The following is a 17968-nucleotide window of genomic DNA, read 5'->3' as shown; positions in this document are numbered from 1 at the left end:
AGAGTATTTTTTCATATATAGACGGACATCAAGTAAAACAGGTTGCACAATAATCCTAGGAATCTTTGAGAAAACGAATATATTGTTATTTTTGCATTCGTAATTCTTTAAAATACAATGTCATGAGAACTATCTTTTGTGTATTAGCCACTTTGATGTTGGGTTTGACGAGTCTGCAAGCCCAAAGTTTAAAAGCCATTAAGTTGAACGCTCCCGACAAGACCCGAGGCGCTTCGGTGATGAAAGCCTTGGCAGATCGTCATTCCGAGCGTGAGTTCGCCAACAAGAAACTCAGCCAACAAGATCTTTCCGATTTGATGTGGGCCGCCATTGGGATCAATCGCAAGGACGGGAAACGTACCGCCGCCTCTGCCTTGGACAAACAAGACGTGGATGTTTACGTATTGATGGAAGAGGGTGCTTATCTGTATGATCCGAAAGCCCATCAACTGAACCCGGTAGCGGAAGGTGACCACCGTCCACTGATCGGAGGAAAGCAAACCTCCGTGAACTCAGCTCCCGCTTGTCTATTGATGGTTTCTGATGTTTCCAAATTCGGCAATGTAGGTACACCGCAATTACGAGAGCGTTTTGGAGCGTTAGATGCCGGGCTAGTCTCTCAGAATATCGCCTTGTTCTGTTCCGGATGCGGCTTGGTAACAGTTCCCCGAGGTAGCATGGAGGCTGATGCTTTGAAAAAAGTGTTGAAGCTATCCGACTCCCAAATCCCGATGATTAATCATCCCGTGGGTTACGCTAAATAACAGGGGTACCCCCATCGCCTCACGGCAGTAGTCCCATAAACCAACACCACTACTGCCGTAGGCTTACGCCACTACTCCTTATGGGGCATGCTAGTAGTCACATTAAAAACACACGCTCCAAGCGAAGATCAAAGCCAGCAACGCAAAGATCACCACCAAAATCGTATTCCCCCAGCGAATCAGGAAAGAGGGTAAACGCTCGATAAATCCCTCTATATTAGCGATACGGGCTGCCAATAACAAGCGAGATCTATCAATCTCACCGTCATCCACGGCGATATTGCGTGCGATCGATTCTGAGAACAGATAACCGTCTTGCATCACTGCGCCACATTGGTCACGCGACCATAAAAGGCTGAAAGATCACAAATCATCTCCACCCACTCGGATATCGCCTTCTACCGGATTATAGTAACCCAATAATAACTTGATCAAGGTTGTTTTCACCGTAAAAGAAAGTCTTGTTATAAATAGACTCTTCGATTTGAGACAGCAGAAATATCCAAAAAACATTTTTAGCGGTAGAGCCTATAAATGAGTTTCCCAGCAAAGGATACAAGGTTTGTTACGCCAACACGTTAAGCGGTATTCAAGACATATATCATATCTATTGGAGATTATCAGCTGGAACTTTCCACACATCAATTATTCTATAAACAAGAGCTGTTAAAGGTATTAAGCCCCAAAGATTTCAAGTTACTCTATCAGCTATCCGAACCATTGAATCAACCAGTAAGCAGAGAAAAGCTTTTCCAAGAAATTTGGGAAGGGAAAGAAGCTCATGACAGCTTGAATAATAGTATCTCACGTTTACGTAAGTTATTGGAAAGGGATACCACGCTTTCAATAGATGCCGTAAAAGGAGTTGGCTATATATTACAAAAAAAGACCTATTCCCCTCATCGCAATTAAGGGAGGCTTATTGTAGATTTCTTTATATGCTCTTGTTCCCTATCGCATGATTCGGGAAAAACACGTACGACTTTTTTGAAAAACACGTACGACTTTTCCCGGAAACACGTACGTGTTTTGAAAGAAAGATAGCCATGTTTTAAACACACTAATTATCAACACATTATACACCAATGTCATTCGCATGCTTAATGTCTGGAATTTGTCTTGGAATACAACGCATCCTTACTTGCCCTGTATTTACATCCACGTAGAGACGCAGCACGCTACGTCACTACAATTAGAGGACATAATGCGGTGAAAATCGAGCAGAAAAAGTCTTTCGCAAATCATACCATTTGCCGCATAAAGAGTTTTCATTATCTTCGCGGAAAATTAATAGAAATGTTATCGTTCTTTATCATACTTCCAATCCTGTATCTTGCAGGGAATATTTATATTTATCTAAAGGGAAAACAGGCTTTGAAAAGCCAGTCTACCGGAGTTAAAGTATTGTTATCCATTGTTTTTTGGGGAGGAGCTTTATCATTCTTCAGTAGTTTTCTATTCAGGAACCTAGATATGCCGGCTTCTTTCGCTCAAACAGTTTCTCAAGTAGGAACAGGATGGCTCGTGTTCACTTTATACATGGTATTGGCCCTGTTGGTATTTGATATCTTACGACTTTTCCACCTACGTTTCAAATACTCATTCTATTTATCATTATTCTTAACACTCAGCTTATTAGGATATGGAAACTATAATTACCAACATCCTGATACACGAGTTATCAACATGGTTATCAACAAACCGGCCAATACCGATGGACAGCCGCTGAAGGTCGTAGCCATTAGCGACATACACTTAGGATACGCTACCAACAAGACAATGCTTGCCGGATATGTGGATATGATAAACGCCCAACGCCCGGACATCGTTCTTATCGGTGGAGACTTGATAGACAACAGTGTCGCACCTCTGCGATACGAGCATATGGAAGAGGAACTGTCCAAGATCTACGCCCCATTAGGCGTTTATATGGTACCGGGTAACCATGAGTATATCAGTGGCATAGAGGATAGCGAGAAATTCATAGCGCAGACGCCCATCGTACTTTTAAGGGATTCCGTGGCTATCTTGCCCAATCAGATCCAACTCGTAGGACGGGACGACCGGCATAACAAAGGACGGAAAACTTTAGGTCAGCTTACCGCGAACCTTGATAAAAGCAAACCTGTTATCTTACTAGACCATCAACCCTACGATTTAGAGAAAACGGAAGAGGCTGGCGTAGACTTACAGTTTAGCGGACATACACATCGAGGACAAGTATGGCCGATGAACTGGATCGTGGATCATCTGTTCGAATTAAGTTACGGGATTAAAAAAATCGGAAATAGTACGATTTATGTCTCATCCGGCTTATCTTTGTGGGGACCGCCTTTCCGTATCGGGACGGACAGCGAGATGGTGGTGTTCAATATTACATTCAAAGAGTAAAGATGAAAGTATTTATTCAATCGATCGTAGCGCAGCTATTACTAAATCCGTATATTTTCTGGAGAGGATATCAAGCGCTTCCTCCTAAGAAAAGTTGCCGGATTCCTTTTATCTTGTTTTTCGTACTCGAACTATCGCTTTATTTTTTCGGATTTATTTTTAGGAATGAACTACCTGATAACGTGATAATCACGATCCAATACATCTGTAACACTTGGTATATAGCGTCCATTTATATCACTTTATCTCTCTTGGTACTTGAGTTGATCAGGCTCTCCCAACGTATCAAGCCATGGTTCCCCAAATGGATGAAAGGGCATTGGCAGCAAACCAAGGTAACCCTGTTTTTTCTTATCGTATTCGGTGTTACCGGTTTAATGATTCACGCATACCATACGGTAATGAATCCGATTGTTAAGAACGTATATATCACGTTGCCCAAAGCCGCGGGGGATCGGGATAGCCTGACTATTGTCATGATGAGCGACTTACATATCGGAGAGGTTATCGGGAAGGACTTGGTACAAAAATATGTGGCACTCAGCAACGCACAGCATCCGGATATGGTGGTATTAGCGGGGGATATCATGGATTATGAATCCCGATTCGCAGAAAACGCCCACATCGAGGATGATTTAAAACAATTAAAAGCTCCGTTGGGAGTATATATCATTTACGGGAATCATGAATACCGGGCAAACCGGAACGCGAAATATCGTTGGTTGCAAAAGACCGGAGGTACGCTACTAATAGACTCGGTGGTCCAACCGGACTCAACTTTTTATTTGATAGGGAGGGATGATTTCATCCATAAGAAACGAAAATCGCTTCATTCGTTAATGGAAGGGGTGGATACCGGCAAACCGATTATCGTTTTGGATCATCAACCTTGGTCGTTCGCCGAGATGAATATGAATGGGGTGGATTTGGGACTGCACGGACATACGCATAACGGGCAGTTATGGCCTTATCCCCTGCTGATGAAACTTGTGTATGAATGCCCGTACGGATATTATAAGAAAGGACCTACGCAATTCTATGTATCTTCCGGCATTGGTATAGCAGGACCTCCTTATCGGGTGGGAACCGTCTCGGAATTGGTCGTATTGCATATCCGCTTCAAAGCCCCCAAACAGACTGGCGAAAGAGGGAAAAGCACGATGCCCATTCAAGGGAGCTGACAATGGGCATCGTAAGCTCGCTTGAATGGGCATTATAAGGCCCTTTGAATGGGCATCGGCAAAAACCCGCCTATTCGGTACCCTTGGTGGCCGCTTCCAACTCAACCGGCACGCTCAATGTACGCCTGTATAAATCCGGATCGCCCAATACCTCCAACGCTTTCTCCAATACAAGATCATCTTTCAAGCTTTCTTGCAACTCTCCTCGTTGGTAATAATAACGTTTTACGATCTCGGCGGCCATTACTCGTTTCACCTCATCCTTGAAACGATCGAAATCTTTTTCCAGATTCGGAGTCAGCTTAGCCTCTAATTCCTTGAACGCAGTAGAATCCTCCTCCAGATACCCCTCGAACTCAGCCACTTCTTTCAAGTTCTTCAATACTTTCTCGCTTTGGCGGTCATACGTGAAATTCTTGGACTTGGCGTATTGCTTCAAAGCTTCGAAATCCTCATTGGAAACCGTAAATTCCTCGATGGGAGCGATTGTCTTATGCTTTTGTGCCCAATCCGTAACGAAGTCGAACAAGACCGTATCCGCCGCCAAATAATACATCATGGTAGGCACTTTCGGCTCCTTCACCTCAAACTCCGGACGTACACCACCCCCATCACGAACCGGACGCTTCTTGGACGTATAGAATACGGAAGTCAAGCTATCCGGAATAGCCGCCACGCTACCATCCTCTTTCCGGTGCGAATAATCGATTTGCTGGATGCAACGGCCACTCGGGATATAGTATTTACTCATCGTGATTTTCACTTTCCCATTATAAGGCAGGTCACGAGGAGCTTGCACCAACCCCTTACCAAACGAACGTTGTCCCACCAACACGGCACGATCCATATCCTGCAAAGATCCCGATACGATCTCAGCGGCGGAAGCCGTACCTCCATTGATCAATATAGCCAACGGCATTACCGTATCCAAAGGCTCCGTAGAGGTTCGGTACGTACGATCCCATTGCTTGATCTTTCCTTTCGTTGAAAGCACCTCGCTGCCTTTCGGTACGAACATACCTACGATTTGTACGGCACCTTCCAGCACGCCACCGCCGTTACCGCGCAAATCCAGTACCAAAGACTTGATATTATGATTTTTCTTTAAGTCCAAGAACGCCTCTTTCACCTCTTGAGCACTCTTGATAGTAAATGCCTTTAAATAAATATAACCGATACTGTCATCCTTAATCCCATAGTAAGTAACTTGAGGTGTCGTGATCTGCTTACGGGTAATCTCGAACTTCCGGGGTTTCTTCTCGCCCGGACGTTGGATCGTCAAAACCATCTTCGTATTGGGAACTCCTTTCAACAACTCGCTGACCCGGGAGTTTGTCGCCTTGGAAACATCGATCGTATCGATCGCCAAGATCAGATCGCCCGGCTTCAGACCCGCTAAATCGGCCGGCATTCCCTCGGTAGGCTCGGCAATCATCACGCCTCCCTCGTTGTTACGCTGACGGATCAAGGAACCGATACCTCCGTATTCGCCGGTCGTCATCAGACTCAATTCCTCCGTTTTTTGCTCAGGATAGTATTCCGTATAAGGATCTAAACCAGCCAACATTGCCTCGATTCCCCGCTGAACGGTTTTATCCACATCCACTGAATCCACGTAGAACATCTCTACTTCTTTCAATAAAGAATTGAAAATGTCTAGGTTCTTACTCACCTCAAAGCGGTTATCTTTTTGCGCCCATCCCGGCACTACGCTACTTGCGACGAACAGCAAGCAAAATAAACCTATAATTCCTCTTCGTTGAACCAATCTGTACATACAATATTTAGTTAATTAACGGCATAAATGTAAGGAATAATACGCCGCCTAAGCCAATATCCCTTTTACTTTTAACTTTATTTGTTCCCATTTATCATACGGAATCTCCGGGCCAACCACGTCGATCACATAGCCCGCCAACATCGATCCGATGCGTGCGGATTGTACCAAAGACGCTCCTATGGATTGACCGTATAAGAATCCGGCGGCGAAGTTATCACCGGCGCCAGTCGTATCAACAGGCTTGCCCCCCTCAGCCGGGACAGAATAAAATTGACCATGACTACCGATCAAGGCACCTTCCTTTCCCAATGTGACCAATGAGACCTCCACCAACTCAGACAAGGTATGTACGGCCTCAGCAGCCTTTTGCCCGGTGAAAGCCTCAGCCTCACTCTCATTAGAGAACAAAATATCCACATATTTAGGAATGATATCCTCCAGCATTCCTTTAAAAGCATTCACGATATTGAAGTTCGACAAATCCAGCGCTACTTTCAAGCCCAACTTTTTAGCCTTCTCCATCGTAGAACGAACCAACGGCTCGTTTACGAGCAAGTAACCTTCTATATAAATACATTGATATTTACTTAGCATCTCCTCGGTGATCTCATCCGGGGTTATTGTCGGGGCCGGGCCAAGGAAAGTCCCCATCGTACGTTCCCCATCCGGAGAAATCATCACCGTACAGCTACCTGTAAGTCCATCCGTCTTGATAAAATAGGAAGTGACACCCGCTTTTTCCAACGCATCCTCATAAAATCCGCCGATCGAATCATCCCCGATCTTACCGATAAAACCGGAATTCGCCCCTAAAGAAGACATCGAACGCATCGTGTTGCAGACAGATCCTCCCGGGGTTTGCGTACGTGGCAAGCCGGCTAAAGTTGTACGGATAGCGATCATTTGTTCCCTGTTAATCATATCCATAGCTCCTTTCTGTATCCCGATTTCCGATAGGACATCATCATTTTCAAGCCTCAATAAAACGTCAACCAAAGCGTTTCCTAAACCTATTGTATTCATTTTTTCGTAATTTTTTTCGCAAAGATATTGCATATTTCGAAAATACCCCGTACTTTTGCAGTGCAATTTCAGAAAGGGGTTACGGAATAACCTTTGAAAGAGCGAAAAAATTCTTCCTTAGCTCAGTTGGTTAGAGCATCTGACTGTTAATCAGAGGGTCCTTGGTTCAAGTCCAAGAGGAAGAGCGAAAAGACATCGGGAAAGACTGAAAAACATTCTTCTTTAGCTCAGTTGGTTAGAGCATCTGACTGTTAATCAGAGGGTCCTTGGTTCAAGTCCAAGAAGAAGAGCGAAAAGAGTTTTCATATAGAGATTAAAAAGTTAAAAACTGATTCTTCCTTAGCTCAGTTGGTTAGAGCATCTGACTGTTAATCAGAGGGTCCTTGGTTCAAGTCCAAGAGGAAGAGCAAAAAGAGAGAGATACCTATTAATAGGTATCTCTTTTTTCTTTTGTTCTTTTTCCGTTATTCACAGGGTTTTCAAGGCTCACCCGATAAACCTGGGGGATTAAGCATACAGCTTTGTAAGTCTGAAAAGAAAGAATTTTATATCCGTTACTCCTCTTAAAGCAGCTCTAAACGCCTTAATTTTAGCATTAAAAGACTCTGCAAATGCATTAGTTGCCCTGTTTACAAAGAAGTTCAAGACTTCATCATAGTGCTCGTAAAGTGTGGCGGCAATAACATTGAAACTCTTAAAGCCAGAGTCGTCCACTTTGTTGTACCATCGTGCAAGCGAGAGTCTTGCTGCATCTTTGACGGTATTCTTGGAAAATATCATTCTTAGGGAATGTGTAAGCGAATAGGCTTCTTTAAGATCAGGATACGTTTCAAAGAGCACCTCAGCTCTTTGTCTCTGACTTTCCGTCCATTTGTCGGCAGATTTAAAAAGCAGATATCTGCTGCGAGCCAACAACTGCTTGTGGGTATCACCATTTGCAAGCACAATTGGAGTGTATGCTTCGCCCAGGCATTTGGCTTCTTCCCTGGCATCCGTGTCTGCTTGAATGGCATCCCATCTATGCGCGATGCGCATCTCCTGCAAGGCATCACATGCAAGTTTCTGTATATGAAAGCGGTCTATGGTACGCATTGCATTCGGGAAACAGCGTCTGGCTATAAGTCGCATGGAATTCGACATATCCATTGTTATCTCCTTAACCAACAGTCTCTTGTCCTCGTCAATGCGCATAAGTGCTTCCGTGACAGCATCTGCCGCCACACCCTTTACAATAGCAATGATGGTACCTTTACCTCCACGTGAAGATCTGTTGCTTACTATAGTGTACAGCTCACCGTTGCTTGGAGCCGTTTCGTCAATGCAGATGCTTTCACCAATGTTCTCTGGAAAGACAAGCCAGTCTTCTGCATGTGAGAGTTCTGACCATTCACGATAGCCGCTGAGCACTTCCTTGTATTGCTTTTCAAACGTATCCCCGTTTATGTGATAATAGCGGTCAAGCGAACGGGAGGTCGTAGGAATCGTCTCCATACACTCCTTTTAAAAAAGCCGCAAACTCCTTGGAGTAGCGGGTTTCTTCAGCCTTCAGGTCGTAAGAGTCGGAGAAGTATCGGTTATTCTGCTTGTCATACCATTTGCGTCTTCTGACAATTAGGTCAACACCTTTATCGCGGATTGGAAAGTCACGTATAGTTACGGCTTCACAGAACCCTTTGGATTCAATCTCTGGGTTCTCTTTATATTCAGCCTTAACCGATTCATCAAGATAGATGCGGATAAGGGATGCCTCTTCTTCTACACGTACTACTTCAAAATTTGAAAGTATCTCTGATGGCAGAATCAACTGTGCCAATGCTAATAGTCCTTGATTGTTCATGGTACAAAGGTGCAAATTTTCTATAGAATTAAAGAATTTTCCCCCTGATTTATCGGGTGAGCCGTTTTCAAGGCTCACCCGATAAACCTGGGGGATTAAGCATACAGCTTTGTAAGTCTGAAAAGAAAGAATTTTATATCCGTTACTCCTCTTAAAGCAGCTCTAAACGCCTTAATTTTAGCATTAAAAGACTCTGCAAATGCATTAGTTGCCCTGTTTACAAAGAAGTTCAAGACTTCATCATAGTGCTCGTAAAGTGTGGCGGCAATAACATTGAAACTCTTAAAGCCAGAGTCGTCCACTTTGTTGTACCATCGTGCAAGCGAGAGTCTTGCTGCATCTTTGACGGTATTCTTGGAAAATATCATTCTTAGGGAATGTGTAAGCGAATAGGCTTCTTTAAGATCAGGATACGTTTCAAAGAGCACCTCAGCTCTTTGTCTCTGACTTTCCGTCCATTTGTCGGCAGATTTAAAAAGCAGATATCTGCTGCGAGCCAACAACTGCTTGTGGGTATCACCATTTGCAAGCACAATTGGAGTGTATGCTTCGCCCAGGCATTTGGCTTCTTCCCTGGCATCCGTGTCTGCTTGAATGGCATCCCATCTATGCGCGATGCGCATCTCCTGCAAGGCATCACATGCAAGTTTCTGTATATGAAAGCGGTCTATGGTACGCATTGCATTCGGGAAACAGCGTCTGGCTATAAGTCGCATGGAATTCGACATATCCATTGTTATCTCCTTAACCAACAGTCTCTTGTCCTCGTCAATGCGCATAAGTGCTTCCGTGACAGCATCTGCCGCCACACCCTTTACAATAGCAATGATGGTACCTTTACCTCCACGTGAAGATCTGTTGCTTACTATAGTGTACAGCTCACCGTTGCTTGGAGCCGTTTCGTCAATGCAGATGCTTTCACCAATGTTCTCTGGAAAGACAAGCCAGTCTTCTGCATGTGAGAGTTCTGACCATTCACGATAGCCGCTGAGCACTTCCTTGTATTGCTTTTCAAACGTATCCCCGTTTATGTGATAATAGCGGTCAAGCGAACGGGAGGTCGTAGGAATCGTCTCCATACACTCCTTTTAAAAAAGCCGCAAACTCCTTGGAGTAGCGGGTTTCTTCAGCCTTCAGGTCGTAAGAGTCGGAGAAGTATCGGTTATTCTGCTTGTCATACCATTTGCGTCTTCTGACAATTAGGTCAACACCTTTATCGCGGATTGGAAAGTCACGTATAGTTACGGCTTCACAGAACCCTTTGGATTCAATCTCTGGGTTCTCTTTATATTCAGCCTTAACCGATTCATCAAGATAGATGCGGATAAGGGATGCCTCTTCTTCTACACGTACTACTTCAAAATTTGAAAGTATCTCTGATGGCAGAATCAACTGTGCCAATGCTAATAGTCCTTGATTGTTCATGGTACAAAGGTGCAAATTTTCTATAGAATTAAAGAATTTTCCCCCTGATTTATCGGGTGAGCCGTTTTCAACAGGGTTATTAACAACCCTGTAATCCTCCTACCCTCTCCAAGCGATTAAAAATAAGTTCTTTAATTCTTCCGCAAGGACTCCACGACGCATATTGGGAAGATGAACGTTATCCCGCAAATCAGCGGGCATGTCTTTAATAAGTACATCCGACTCCTGCGAAGCCTTATAAATAAACTCCGTATCAAATAAAAAGCGATTCACCTGAGTTGAGGCCAAAAACGATTTTCCCCGCTGGTTAAAACCTTTCAAACCTCCTTGAGCATCCGTATGCGTTAATCCTAGAAGCGTAAAATTCAATATACGGGAAGCATAACTCATAATCTTTCTTCGAGTACTTAAATGGGTATAATAAGTATGATTCCGCACGGCGATAACGACATCATATCCCGATTCCAACCATTCTACCATCCGGCAGATAGAATCCGCCTCATACGGAAAATCATAATCCGTATATAAAGTAATGGATGAGGTGGAATGAGACAAGCCAGCCCTAACAGCGGCTCCTTTTCCCTTATTCGTATCATAACTTACGATCATCGTATCAGGGAGAGCCTCCAGAAGACGTCCCACCGCATCCTTCGTAAATCCTCTCTTCGAAGCGTCATTCACGACGATAAAACGAAGTGAGCGACCTTTAAGCATCTTTACCAATTCCGCATGTTTCTCGATCATCAAACGTTCCCAGCCTTCTTGTGGGTTATAACAAGGCAAGATAAGGTCGATCGCCTCCTCTTTACCCGGGAGAGTCTTCGGCCGATGAAGCGGCTCTGAAAAATCCAATGTCAATTGCTCCCATACGATCTTAAACCAGATCAACACACAAGGTAGTGCTTTCAACGCATAAGGAATAACATACGTTTTCCGGATATAACAGGGAAATATATCTGTTGGAGAAAGGGATGTAAGAATAAAACAGAAAACGAATAGTACCGTATTCAAGCCAGGAGTCGTCTTACGGGTAGGCGTACCTATATACCAAAGGCAGACGGCTATCATGGCTCCCAAATATCCGCTATTCTCTGTTCCGGAGCTAAAAAGAACTATGAACAAAAGAGTAGAGCAAAGAAAATGCATGCGGAACCGCCGGTTATCATATTGATTTATCCTAAAATAAGGAGCAATAAATAAAAGTAGCCCGGGGATAACCAACCAGAGATCACTATACGTATTGACTCCCGAAATCTTACGAACCATCCCCAACAAAGAGATATTTGTATAAGGAGTAAATAAATTCTCTACATTCTTATCGAGAAGTACCTCATACCATTTCACGTATTGACTTGCCACATATTGAGGAGACGTATATAACATCGGAAGAACATACAAGACTATGCCCCAGAAAATAAGTCCTTTCAAAAAGGCGATCCGGCGTTTTGAGAATAGCAGGAAAGCAAGACCGACAATGCCATAAATCTTAGTCATCGTACCCAAGACAATCATTAGCGCCGCCCAAAACTCCTGTTTCCGCTCAATAAAAATAAACGAGAATAAAATCATGCCGGCTATGGCTATGTTAAATTGCTGCATAAGAACACACGTAAATAACTCATTCAAGCATACCCAAATGACAAACGCCTGTTTCCAATCCGCCAATCCGAGTTTACGGATAGCCATATAAAGCAGCAAGCTATTCGCGAGACACCATAGCAACATCCCGATATAAGGAGAGAAGAGGGAGAAAGGCGCTATTATAGCCGTAAAAGGGATCCCGTATAAAAACCGGTCGTGGTATTCATTCGGATAATATATATAAAGGTCTTTCAACTCTAACGCATGGAAAAAGGAAGCCCTATAAATCATAAAGTTATTATAAGTCCTTCCCACAGGTAATTTCAATAAGCAAGCGACAAGGGCCGTCGCAAACCAAACAAATCCGACAAACCTCGGATTCTTAAATATCGGGCGTCTAAAAAATACTCTCAACATATCCTTTTTTATTCGTTACAACTCCACTTTCAAATAAAACTTCTGACAGCCTATATGTTCAAAAGACTCGCCAACGTATAAAAACCCCTATCTAAAACAGTAGAAAAAACGTAAAAAGCATTTTTTTAAGTATTATCTTCGCGACATGGGAAAGAATAAATTAGCTAAGTTTGACGATATGGCGGGCTATCCGCACGTATTCCAATACCCTTTCGCCGCCCTACAAGAAAAAGGGTTTGATATGAAAGGACAGTGGCATGAACGTTTTTTCAAGAACGATCACCCTATTGTCTTGGAATTGGGATGCGGAAAAGGGGAATATACCGTAGGTTTGGGAAAGCTTTTCCCAAATAAGAATTTTATTGGTGTCGATATCAAGGGAGCACGTATGTGGACCGGAGCGAAAGAATCGTTGGAAGCCGGGATGAATAACGTGGCTTTCCTACGTACCAGTATCGAATTGATTTCCTATTTCTTCGCTCCGGGCGAAGTAGCCGAGATCTGGATCACATTTCCTGACCCTCAAATGAAAAAGGTCAATAAGCGTCTGACCGGAACCCGTTTCATGAAAATGTATCGGGAAATCCTTTCCGGAGATGGTATTATCCATTTAAAAACGGATAGTAACTTTATGTATACCTATACGTGCGAGATGGTAAAAGCGAACCATTATCCCGTCTTGTTCAGTACAGACGACCTATATCATTCCAATCTGGCGGATGAGATCTTATCCATCAAGACCTATTACGAGCTACAATGGCTGGATCGTGGATTAAACATCAAATACATCAAGTTTGTTTGTGAAGAAAGGGAACGATTGGTGGAACCTGACGTAGAAATAGAGTTAGATCCTTATCGTAGCTTTAATCGCAGTAAACGAAGCGCTTTAGCTTCTGGTAAATAAAAGAATGACTTAAAAAAATCAACAGATATGACAATCTATCCGAATCTGATTATTGAGGCGTTGAAGAACGTTCGTTACCCGGGTACGGGAAAGGACATCGTTTCCATGGGCCTCGTAGAAGACAACATTCGTATCGATGGTATGAATGTCACCTTCTCGTTATTATTCGAGAAGCCAAATGATCCGTTTATCCGCTCCGTAGTAAAAGCCGCGGAGACAGCTATCTTAACCTATGTAAGCCCGGAGGTGAATATCAAGGGAAACATCACGGTAAAAGCCCGTCAGTTAGCTCGCCCGGAACCGGATAAATTATTACCGCAAGTAAAAAATATTATCGCCGTATCTTCCGGTAAAGGAGGAGTTGGTAAAAGTACCGTTGCCGCTAATCTAGCTGTCGCATTGGCTTTACAAGGATATAAGGTAGGATTGCTGGATGCCGATATATTCGGGCCGTCCCAACCCAAGATGTTCAACCTAGAAGAGGCTCGCCCTTATATGGAAGAGGTAGAGGGCAGGGAACTGATCAAGCCGGCCGAAAATTATGGTGTCAAGATGTTATCCATCGGCTTTTTCGTTAATAAAAACGACGCAGTCCTATGGCGTGGAGCAATGGCTAGCAACGCATTGAAGCAATTGATCGGCGACGCCAACTGGGGTGAGCTTGATTATTTCTTAATCGATTTACCTCCCGGAACGAGTGATATCCATTTGACAATGGTACAAACACTAGCGATAACCGGAGCCGTGGTGGTAAGTACGCCGCAAGAGGTTGCTTTAGCGGACGCTCGTAAGGGTATCAGCATGTTCACTGGAGATAAGGTTAATGTCCCTGTTTTAGGATTGATCGAGAATATGGCTTGGTTTACCCCTGCGGAATTACCGGAAAACAAATATTATATATTCGGAAAGGAAGGTTGTAAACGCCTAGCAGAGGAACTGAACGTGCCGTTACTGGGACAGATTCCTATCGTACAAAGTATCTGCGAAGGAGGAGATCAAGGTAAGCCGGTAGCGTTGAACCCGGACTCGATCACAGGTAAGGCATTCCAAGAATTGGCCGAGAATGTAGTCAAGCAGATAGACTATCGCAACGAGCATCTGGCTCCGACAGAGCGAGTGATTGTAACCAAGAAATAAAGATGATTTATACGTATATACGTGTGGTCTCGCACGTATATACGTATCGTCCTACACGTACGCTCGCATGGGCCTACGCCTATATACGTATCAGCCTATGCGAACGTACGTATAAATTCAGCCCACAATATACTTGGCTTTCTTACCGCAAATCTTTCTGATACCCAACACAATCAGCCAAGATACAGCGAATGCTACCACAGAAGCGGCAGGAATCTGTAAACCCAAAGGGATATTCAAGGCTCTCGCCAACAGCACACTGGGTCCCGTAAAGAAATAATGTACCATATAGATACCGAAACCGCATATGGTTAAATTCGCCAACATTCGCTTAATCGTATCCGACTTAACATTTACCTTCTTCGCCAGTAAGAAGATAGGAATCGTCATCATCACCACATTGGGAGAACAATAATAGAAGAATAACTCTAACTGTTCCTCCGTGTAAGCAGGCAAAGCGGTCGTATAGCGAAAACCGAAGAAAGTAATGGCATAGCCTACGACAAACATAGGAATGCCTATCCCAACGATCTTTCCTAACGACCAATCATGATTCCGCAGATAATGCCCCAATAGCAAGTAACCGTTAAACCCGGCGAAATAATAAAGCATACTGAATTCATTCCATGAGCATCCACCCCAAATGTAAGGAGATACGAATTCCCGATAATAAGGAATAAACAAAGTCGCTCCCCAACCTGCCAGAAACCATAATTTCGCCTTATCCGAAACTTTCTCGACCCAAGCGGAGAAGATCGGCAAATAAAGATATAAACCTATCAGTAAATAGATATACCACATATGTACATCCAACAATGAGAAATTGAACGGTATCTGGGCGATATAGCCTAAAGACACACTCAACGATTGACGAGTCACCTCTTCTCCCGAATAAGGGAAGAAATCAAGAATAAGTTCCGGCCTCAAACCAAGCAGTCCCGTAAACCAAGGAAATAAATTATAAATAACAGACCAAATCAAGAAAGGCCAGAATACACGCAATATCCTTTTCTTATAGAAAATAGAAGTCTCTTCCCGGACCGGTAGCAACAAGGCTCCCGTAATCATAACGAACAGAGGTACACAAGGACGAAGAAAAGCCCCATAGGCAGCTCCCCAAAACTTAATATTCCCAATAATCGGAGAATCTCCGGGATAGAAATTAAACGGGTCTGTACAATGACAGCAAACAACAGTAAACATGGCTATCAAGCGTACGACATCCAGCCAAACTACGTGTGTTTTCACGGTAGGATTTGTTACATTTTGCATAAAGTAGATCGATTGTGTTTAGATTGACGGCGAAAATACAAAATAATCCAGCCGAATAGGAGATTCAGCTGGATTTCTAACCTCTATTAACGATATTCATTAATATACAAAGTCTTTCCTACGAATAAACGCCACCGTACGATGTATTTCCGTGTACATGATAATATCCTCGTCGATAAATGGCACCTCTTTCCGGTAATCCTTCAAGAACTTCTCTAATACCGGGGAAGTCCTAGCCGGACGACGGAACTCGATTCCTTGTGCGGCGTTCATCAACTCGATCGCCAAGATATGATCCAAGTTGTCCATGATCTTAAACAACTTCGTCGCCGCATTCGCTCCCATACTCACATGATCCTCTTGCCCATTACTGGACACGATAGAATCGCTGCTCGCCGCATAGCAATACATCTTATTCTGGCTTACCATACTAGCAGCCGCATATTGAGGGATCATGAAACCGGAGTTCAGGCCGGGATTAGCGACCAAGAACTCAGGCAATCCCCGCAAACCCATGATCAATTGAGCGACACGACGTTCCGATATATTTCCTAACTCAGCCAAGGCAATCGCCAAGAAATCATAAGAAATCGCCAAGGGCTGACCGTGGAAATTACCGCCGGAAATAATCTTATCCTCCTCCGGGAAGATCGTCGGATTATCCGTCACGGAATTTACTTCGGTAAGCAGGACATTCGCCACATAATTGATAGCGTCTTTCGTAGCCCCATGCACTTGAGGGATACAACGGAATGAATACGGGTCCTGAACATGTTCCTTTTTCCGGGCGATTAACTCACTTCCCTCCAATAGCCGTCGAAAAGCGGCCCCGGTCTCGATTTGTCCGGGATGCGGACGCATCTGCTGGATACAATCCATGAAAGGATCGATACGCCCATCGAAAGCCTCCAAAGATAAAGCGGCGATCAGATCCGCTTTCTTGGACAGGCTAAACGCACGCATCAAGGCGAATACGCCATTGGCGCTCATAAATTGCGTACCGTTCAATAAAGCTAACCCCTCCTTGCTTTTCAGCTTCACAGGCTTCCAAGCGAACTCATCCAATACGCTGATCGCTTCCCGTTTGCGGCCCTTATAATAAACGTCACCCACGCCGATCAGAGGCAGGAACAAATTCGCCAGAGGCGCCAAATCACCGGAAGCGCCTAAAGAGCCACGATCATACACGATCGGAAGCACGTCATTATTGAAAAAGTCCAGAATACGTTGTACGGTGATCACCTGTACGCCACTATGCCCCAACGAAAGGGCATGCGCTTTCAATAACATCATCAAACGGACGATCACCGGACTTACCTCATCCCCTACGCTACAGGCATGACTTTTCACCAAGTTCTCTTGCAAGGTGCTCAATTCGTCCGGAGAGATATTCTTATTGCATAAGGACCCGAAACCGGTAGTAATCCCATACAAAGGCCCCTCCTGCTGCTCGATCTTATGATCCAAGTAATCCCGGCAACGCTGGATGCGCTCCTTCACCTCGGGTGAAAGCTCCAACTTCATATTTTGAGTAAGTATCCGTTCGATTCCCTCAAAAGAGAGAGGCTCGGAACCCACATAATAGACATTGCTCATATGCTATAATTTAGTCTTCACCCAATCCAATAACTTTTGCTCTACACGGATAGCGTTCGCCTCCAGTTCATCCGCTTTCTTCCGCATCTTTCCGACGAACACCTCGTCTTGGATGGACGTTAAGTTAATTCGGACATTCAATAAAGCCCCCAATACACAAGTACGGGCAGCCATCATCGCCACGCAAGCATCCGTGACGGCATTCTGATTACCTTTGTGAGCCACATAGATAATCGTCTCCATTACGGAACCGATCTCCTCCGCCACCCTCATCGGAACAATAGCCGCCTCCTTCGTTGCGCTCTGTATCGCATTCGTACGGATCACCTGTTCGTCAGGCGTTTCTTTCGGCAACTTAAAAGCGGAGAATACACGATCATAAGCCTCGCTGTCCTTATCGATATATTCAGTAAGACGTTCACGGATCATAGCCGCCTCGGTAGCGATCGTCTTCATTTGTCCTTCCACTTCCGCATATTTCTTTTTGCCAACAGTCAGATGGGCCACCATCTCTGTCAAAGCTGCCGCTATAGCACCATTCAAGGCAGATATACTTCCACCACCGGGAACGGGAGCACTACCCGCCGTTTCCGCCAAAAAATCTTTAATTGTCAAGTCTGCTAACATAGTATTTTGATTTAAATGATTCAACAATTCTTA

General features: G+C 44.2%; 16 protein-coding genes, 3 tRNA genes and 1 pseudogene. 9 read left to right on the top strand and 11 right to left on the bottom strand.

Annotation, left to right across the window (positions count from 1 at the left end):
- Positions 1–122: 122 nt before the first annotated feature.
- Entirely contained in the window at positions 123–764 is a 642-nt protein-coding gene (locus ACYIA1_RS19510; protein ID WP_480336273.1) for a SagB/ThcOx family dehydrogenase, read from the top strand.
- A 189-nt stretch (positions 765–953) separates the two neighbouring features.
- Here the strand turns inward: ACYIA1_RS19510 and ACYIA1_RS19505 are convergent.
- Positions 954–1214 (bottom strand): annotated as a pseudogene (locus ACYIA1_RS19505) (ATP-binding cassette domain-containing protein); the annotation flags it as partial.
- Between the two features lie 150 nt (positions 1215–1364).
- Here ACYIA1_RS19505 and ACYIA1_RS19500 point away from each other — a divergent pair.
- From ACYIA1_RS19500 to ACYIA1_RS19490, 3 genes are all read left to right on the top strand, one after another.
- Positions 1365–1676, top strand: coding sequence for a winged helix-turn-helix domain-containing protein (locus tag ACYIA1_RS19500; protein WP_417112763.1), 312 nt, complete (start codon positions 1365–1367; stop codon positions 1674–1676).
- A gap of 384 nt (positions 1677–2060) precedes the next feature.
- Positions 2061–3155, top strand: a complete 1095-nt coding sequence (locus tag ACYIA1_RS19495; RefSeq protein ID WP_480336272.1) for a metallophosphoesterase — start codon at positions 2061–2063, stop codon at positions 3153–3155.
- A gap of 2 nt (positions 3156–3157) precedes the next feature.
- A complete protein-coding gene (locus tag ACYIA1_RS19490; protein WP_005867824.1) occupies positions 3158–4336 on the top strand; it encodes a metallophosphoesterase in 1179 nt (392 codons plus the stop codon).
- A 70-nt stretch (positions 4337–4406) separates the two neighbouring features.
- Here ACYIA1_RS19490 and ACYIA1_RS19485 read toward each other — a convergent pair whose 3' ends face one another.
- Positions 4407–6113: a S41 family peptidase gene (locus tag ACYIA1_RS19485; protein WP_480336271.1), complete on the bottom strand. Its 1707-nt coding sequence runs from the start codon at positions 6111–6113 to the stop codon at positions 4407–4409.
- 48 nt (positions 6114–6161) lie between these two features.
- Positions 6162–7139: an adenosine kinase gene (locus tag ACYIA1_RS19480; protein ID WP_009016953.1), complete on the bottom strand. Its 978-nt coding sequence runs from the start codon at positions 7137–7139 to the stop codon at positions 6162–6164.
- Between the two features lie 111 nt (positions 7140–7250).
- Between ACYIA1_RS19480 and ACYIA1_RS19475 the strand changes: the two genes are divergently transcribed.
- The 3 genes from ACYIA1_RS19475 (at position 7251) to ACYIA1_RS19465 (ending at position 7546) form a co-directional block, all read left to right on the top strand.
- Positions 7251–7324, top strand: a tRNA-Asn gene (locus ACYIA1_RS19475).
- A 31-nt stretch (positions 7325–7355) separates the two neighbouring features.
- Positions 7356–7429: transfer RNA gene (locus tag ACYIA1_RS19470), tRNA-Asn, on the top strand.
- A gap of 43 nt (positions 7430–7472) precedes the next feature.
- Positions 7473–7546 (top strand) — tRNA-Asn (locus ACYIA1_RS19465).
- A gap of 100 nt (positions 7547–7646) precedes the next feature.
- Here the strand turns inward: ACYIA1_RS19465 and ACYIA1_RS19460 are convergent.
- The 5 genes from ACYIA1_RS19460 to ACYIA1_RS19440 form a co-directional block, all read right to left on the bottom strand.
- Positions 7647–8630, bottom strand: coding sequence for an ISAon1 family transposase (locus ACYIA1_RS19460; RefSeq protein WP_016270043.1), 984 nt, complete (start codon positions 8628–8630; stop codon positions 7647–7649).
- Positions 8596–8976 carry an ISAon1 family transposase N-terminal region protein gene (locus ACYIA1_RS19455; RefSeq protein WP_016270338.1) on the bottom strand — a complete coding sequence of 127 codons (381 nt, stop codon included), beginning with the start codon at positions 8974–8976 and terminating at the stop codon, positions 8596–8598. Before ACYIA1_RS19455 ends, ACYIA1_RS19460 begins: the two co-directional genes overlap by 35 nt.
- Positions 8977–9071: 95 nt before the next feature.
- The gene (locus ACYIA1_RS19450) at positions 9072–10055 is read right to left on the bottom strand and encodes an ISAon1 family transposase (RefSeq protein WP_016270043.1); all 984 of its coding nucleotides are present in this window, start codon (positions 10053–10055) and stop codon (positions 9072–9074) included.
- Positions 10021–10401, bottom strand: a complete 381-nt coding sequence (locus ACYIA1_RS19445; protein ID WP_016270338.1) for an ISAon1 family transposase N-terminal region protein — start codon at positions 10399–10401, stop codon at positions 10021–10023. The genes ACYIA1_RS19450 and ACYIA1_RS19445 overlap by 35 nt, the downstream gene beginning before the upstream one ends.
- Positions 10402–10500: 99 nt before the next feature.
- Positions 10501–12399, bottom strand: coding sequence for a glycosyltransferase 87 family protein (locus tag ACYIA1_RS19440; RefSeq protein WP_286757644.1), 1899 nt, complete (start codon positions 12397–12399; stop codon positions 10501–10503).
- A gap of 145 nt (positions 12400–12544) precedes the next feature.
- On the opposite strand from ACYIA1_RS19440, the gene trmB reads away from it, so the two are divergent.
- Complete coding sequence (gene trmB / locus ACYIA1_RS19435; RefSeq protein WP_480336270.1) at positions 12545–13303, top strand: tRNA (guanosine(46)-N7)-methyltransferase TrmB; 759 nt, start codon at positions 12545–12547, stop codon at positions 13301–13303.
- 27 nt (positions 13304–13330) lie between these two features.
- Entirely contained in the window at positions 13331–14440 is a 1110-nt protein-coding gene (locus tag ACYIA1_RS19430; RefSeq protein ID WP_005859141.1) for an Mrp/NBP35 family ATP-binding protein, read from the top strand.
- A gap of 117 nt (positions 14441–14557) precedes the next feature.
- Here the strand turns inward: ACYIA1_RS19430 and ACYIA1_RS19425 are convergent, their stop codons facing one another.
- The 3 genes from ACYIA1_RS19425 to ACYIA1_RS19415 form a co-directional block, all read right to left on the bottom strand.
- Positions 14558–15712 carry an acyltransferase gene (locus tag ACYIA1_RS19425; RefSeq protein ID WP_480336269.1) on the bottom strand — a complete coding sequence of 385 codons (1155 nt, stop codon included), beginning with the start codon at positions 15710–15712 and terminating at the stop codon, positions 14558–14560.
- Between the two features lie 99 nt (positions 15713–15811).
- Positions 15812–17308: a histidine ammonia-lyase gene (gene hutH / locus ACYIA1_RS19420; RefSeq protein WP_005859147.1), complete on the bottom strand. Its 1497-nt coding sequence runs from the start codon at positions 17306–17308 to the stop codon at positions 15812–15814.
- 3 nt (positions 17309–17311) lie between these two features.
- Entirely contained in the window at positions 17312–17935 is a 624-nt protein-coding gene (locus ACYIA1_RS19415; RefSeq protein ID WP_005859149.1) for a cyclodeaminase/cyclohydrolase family protein, read from the bottom strand.
- Between the last annotated feature and the right edge of the window lie 33 nt (positions 17936–17968).

Source organism: Parabacteroides sp. KHUB-02, from assembly GCF_056640955.1.
This window is presented reverse-complemented; position numbering and strand designations above follow the sequence as displayed.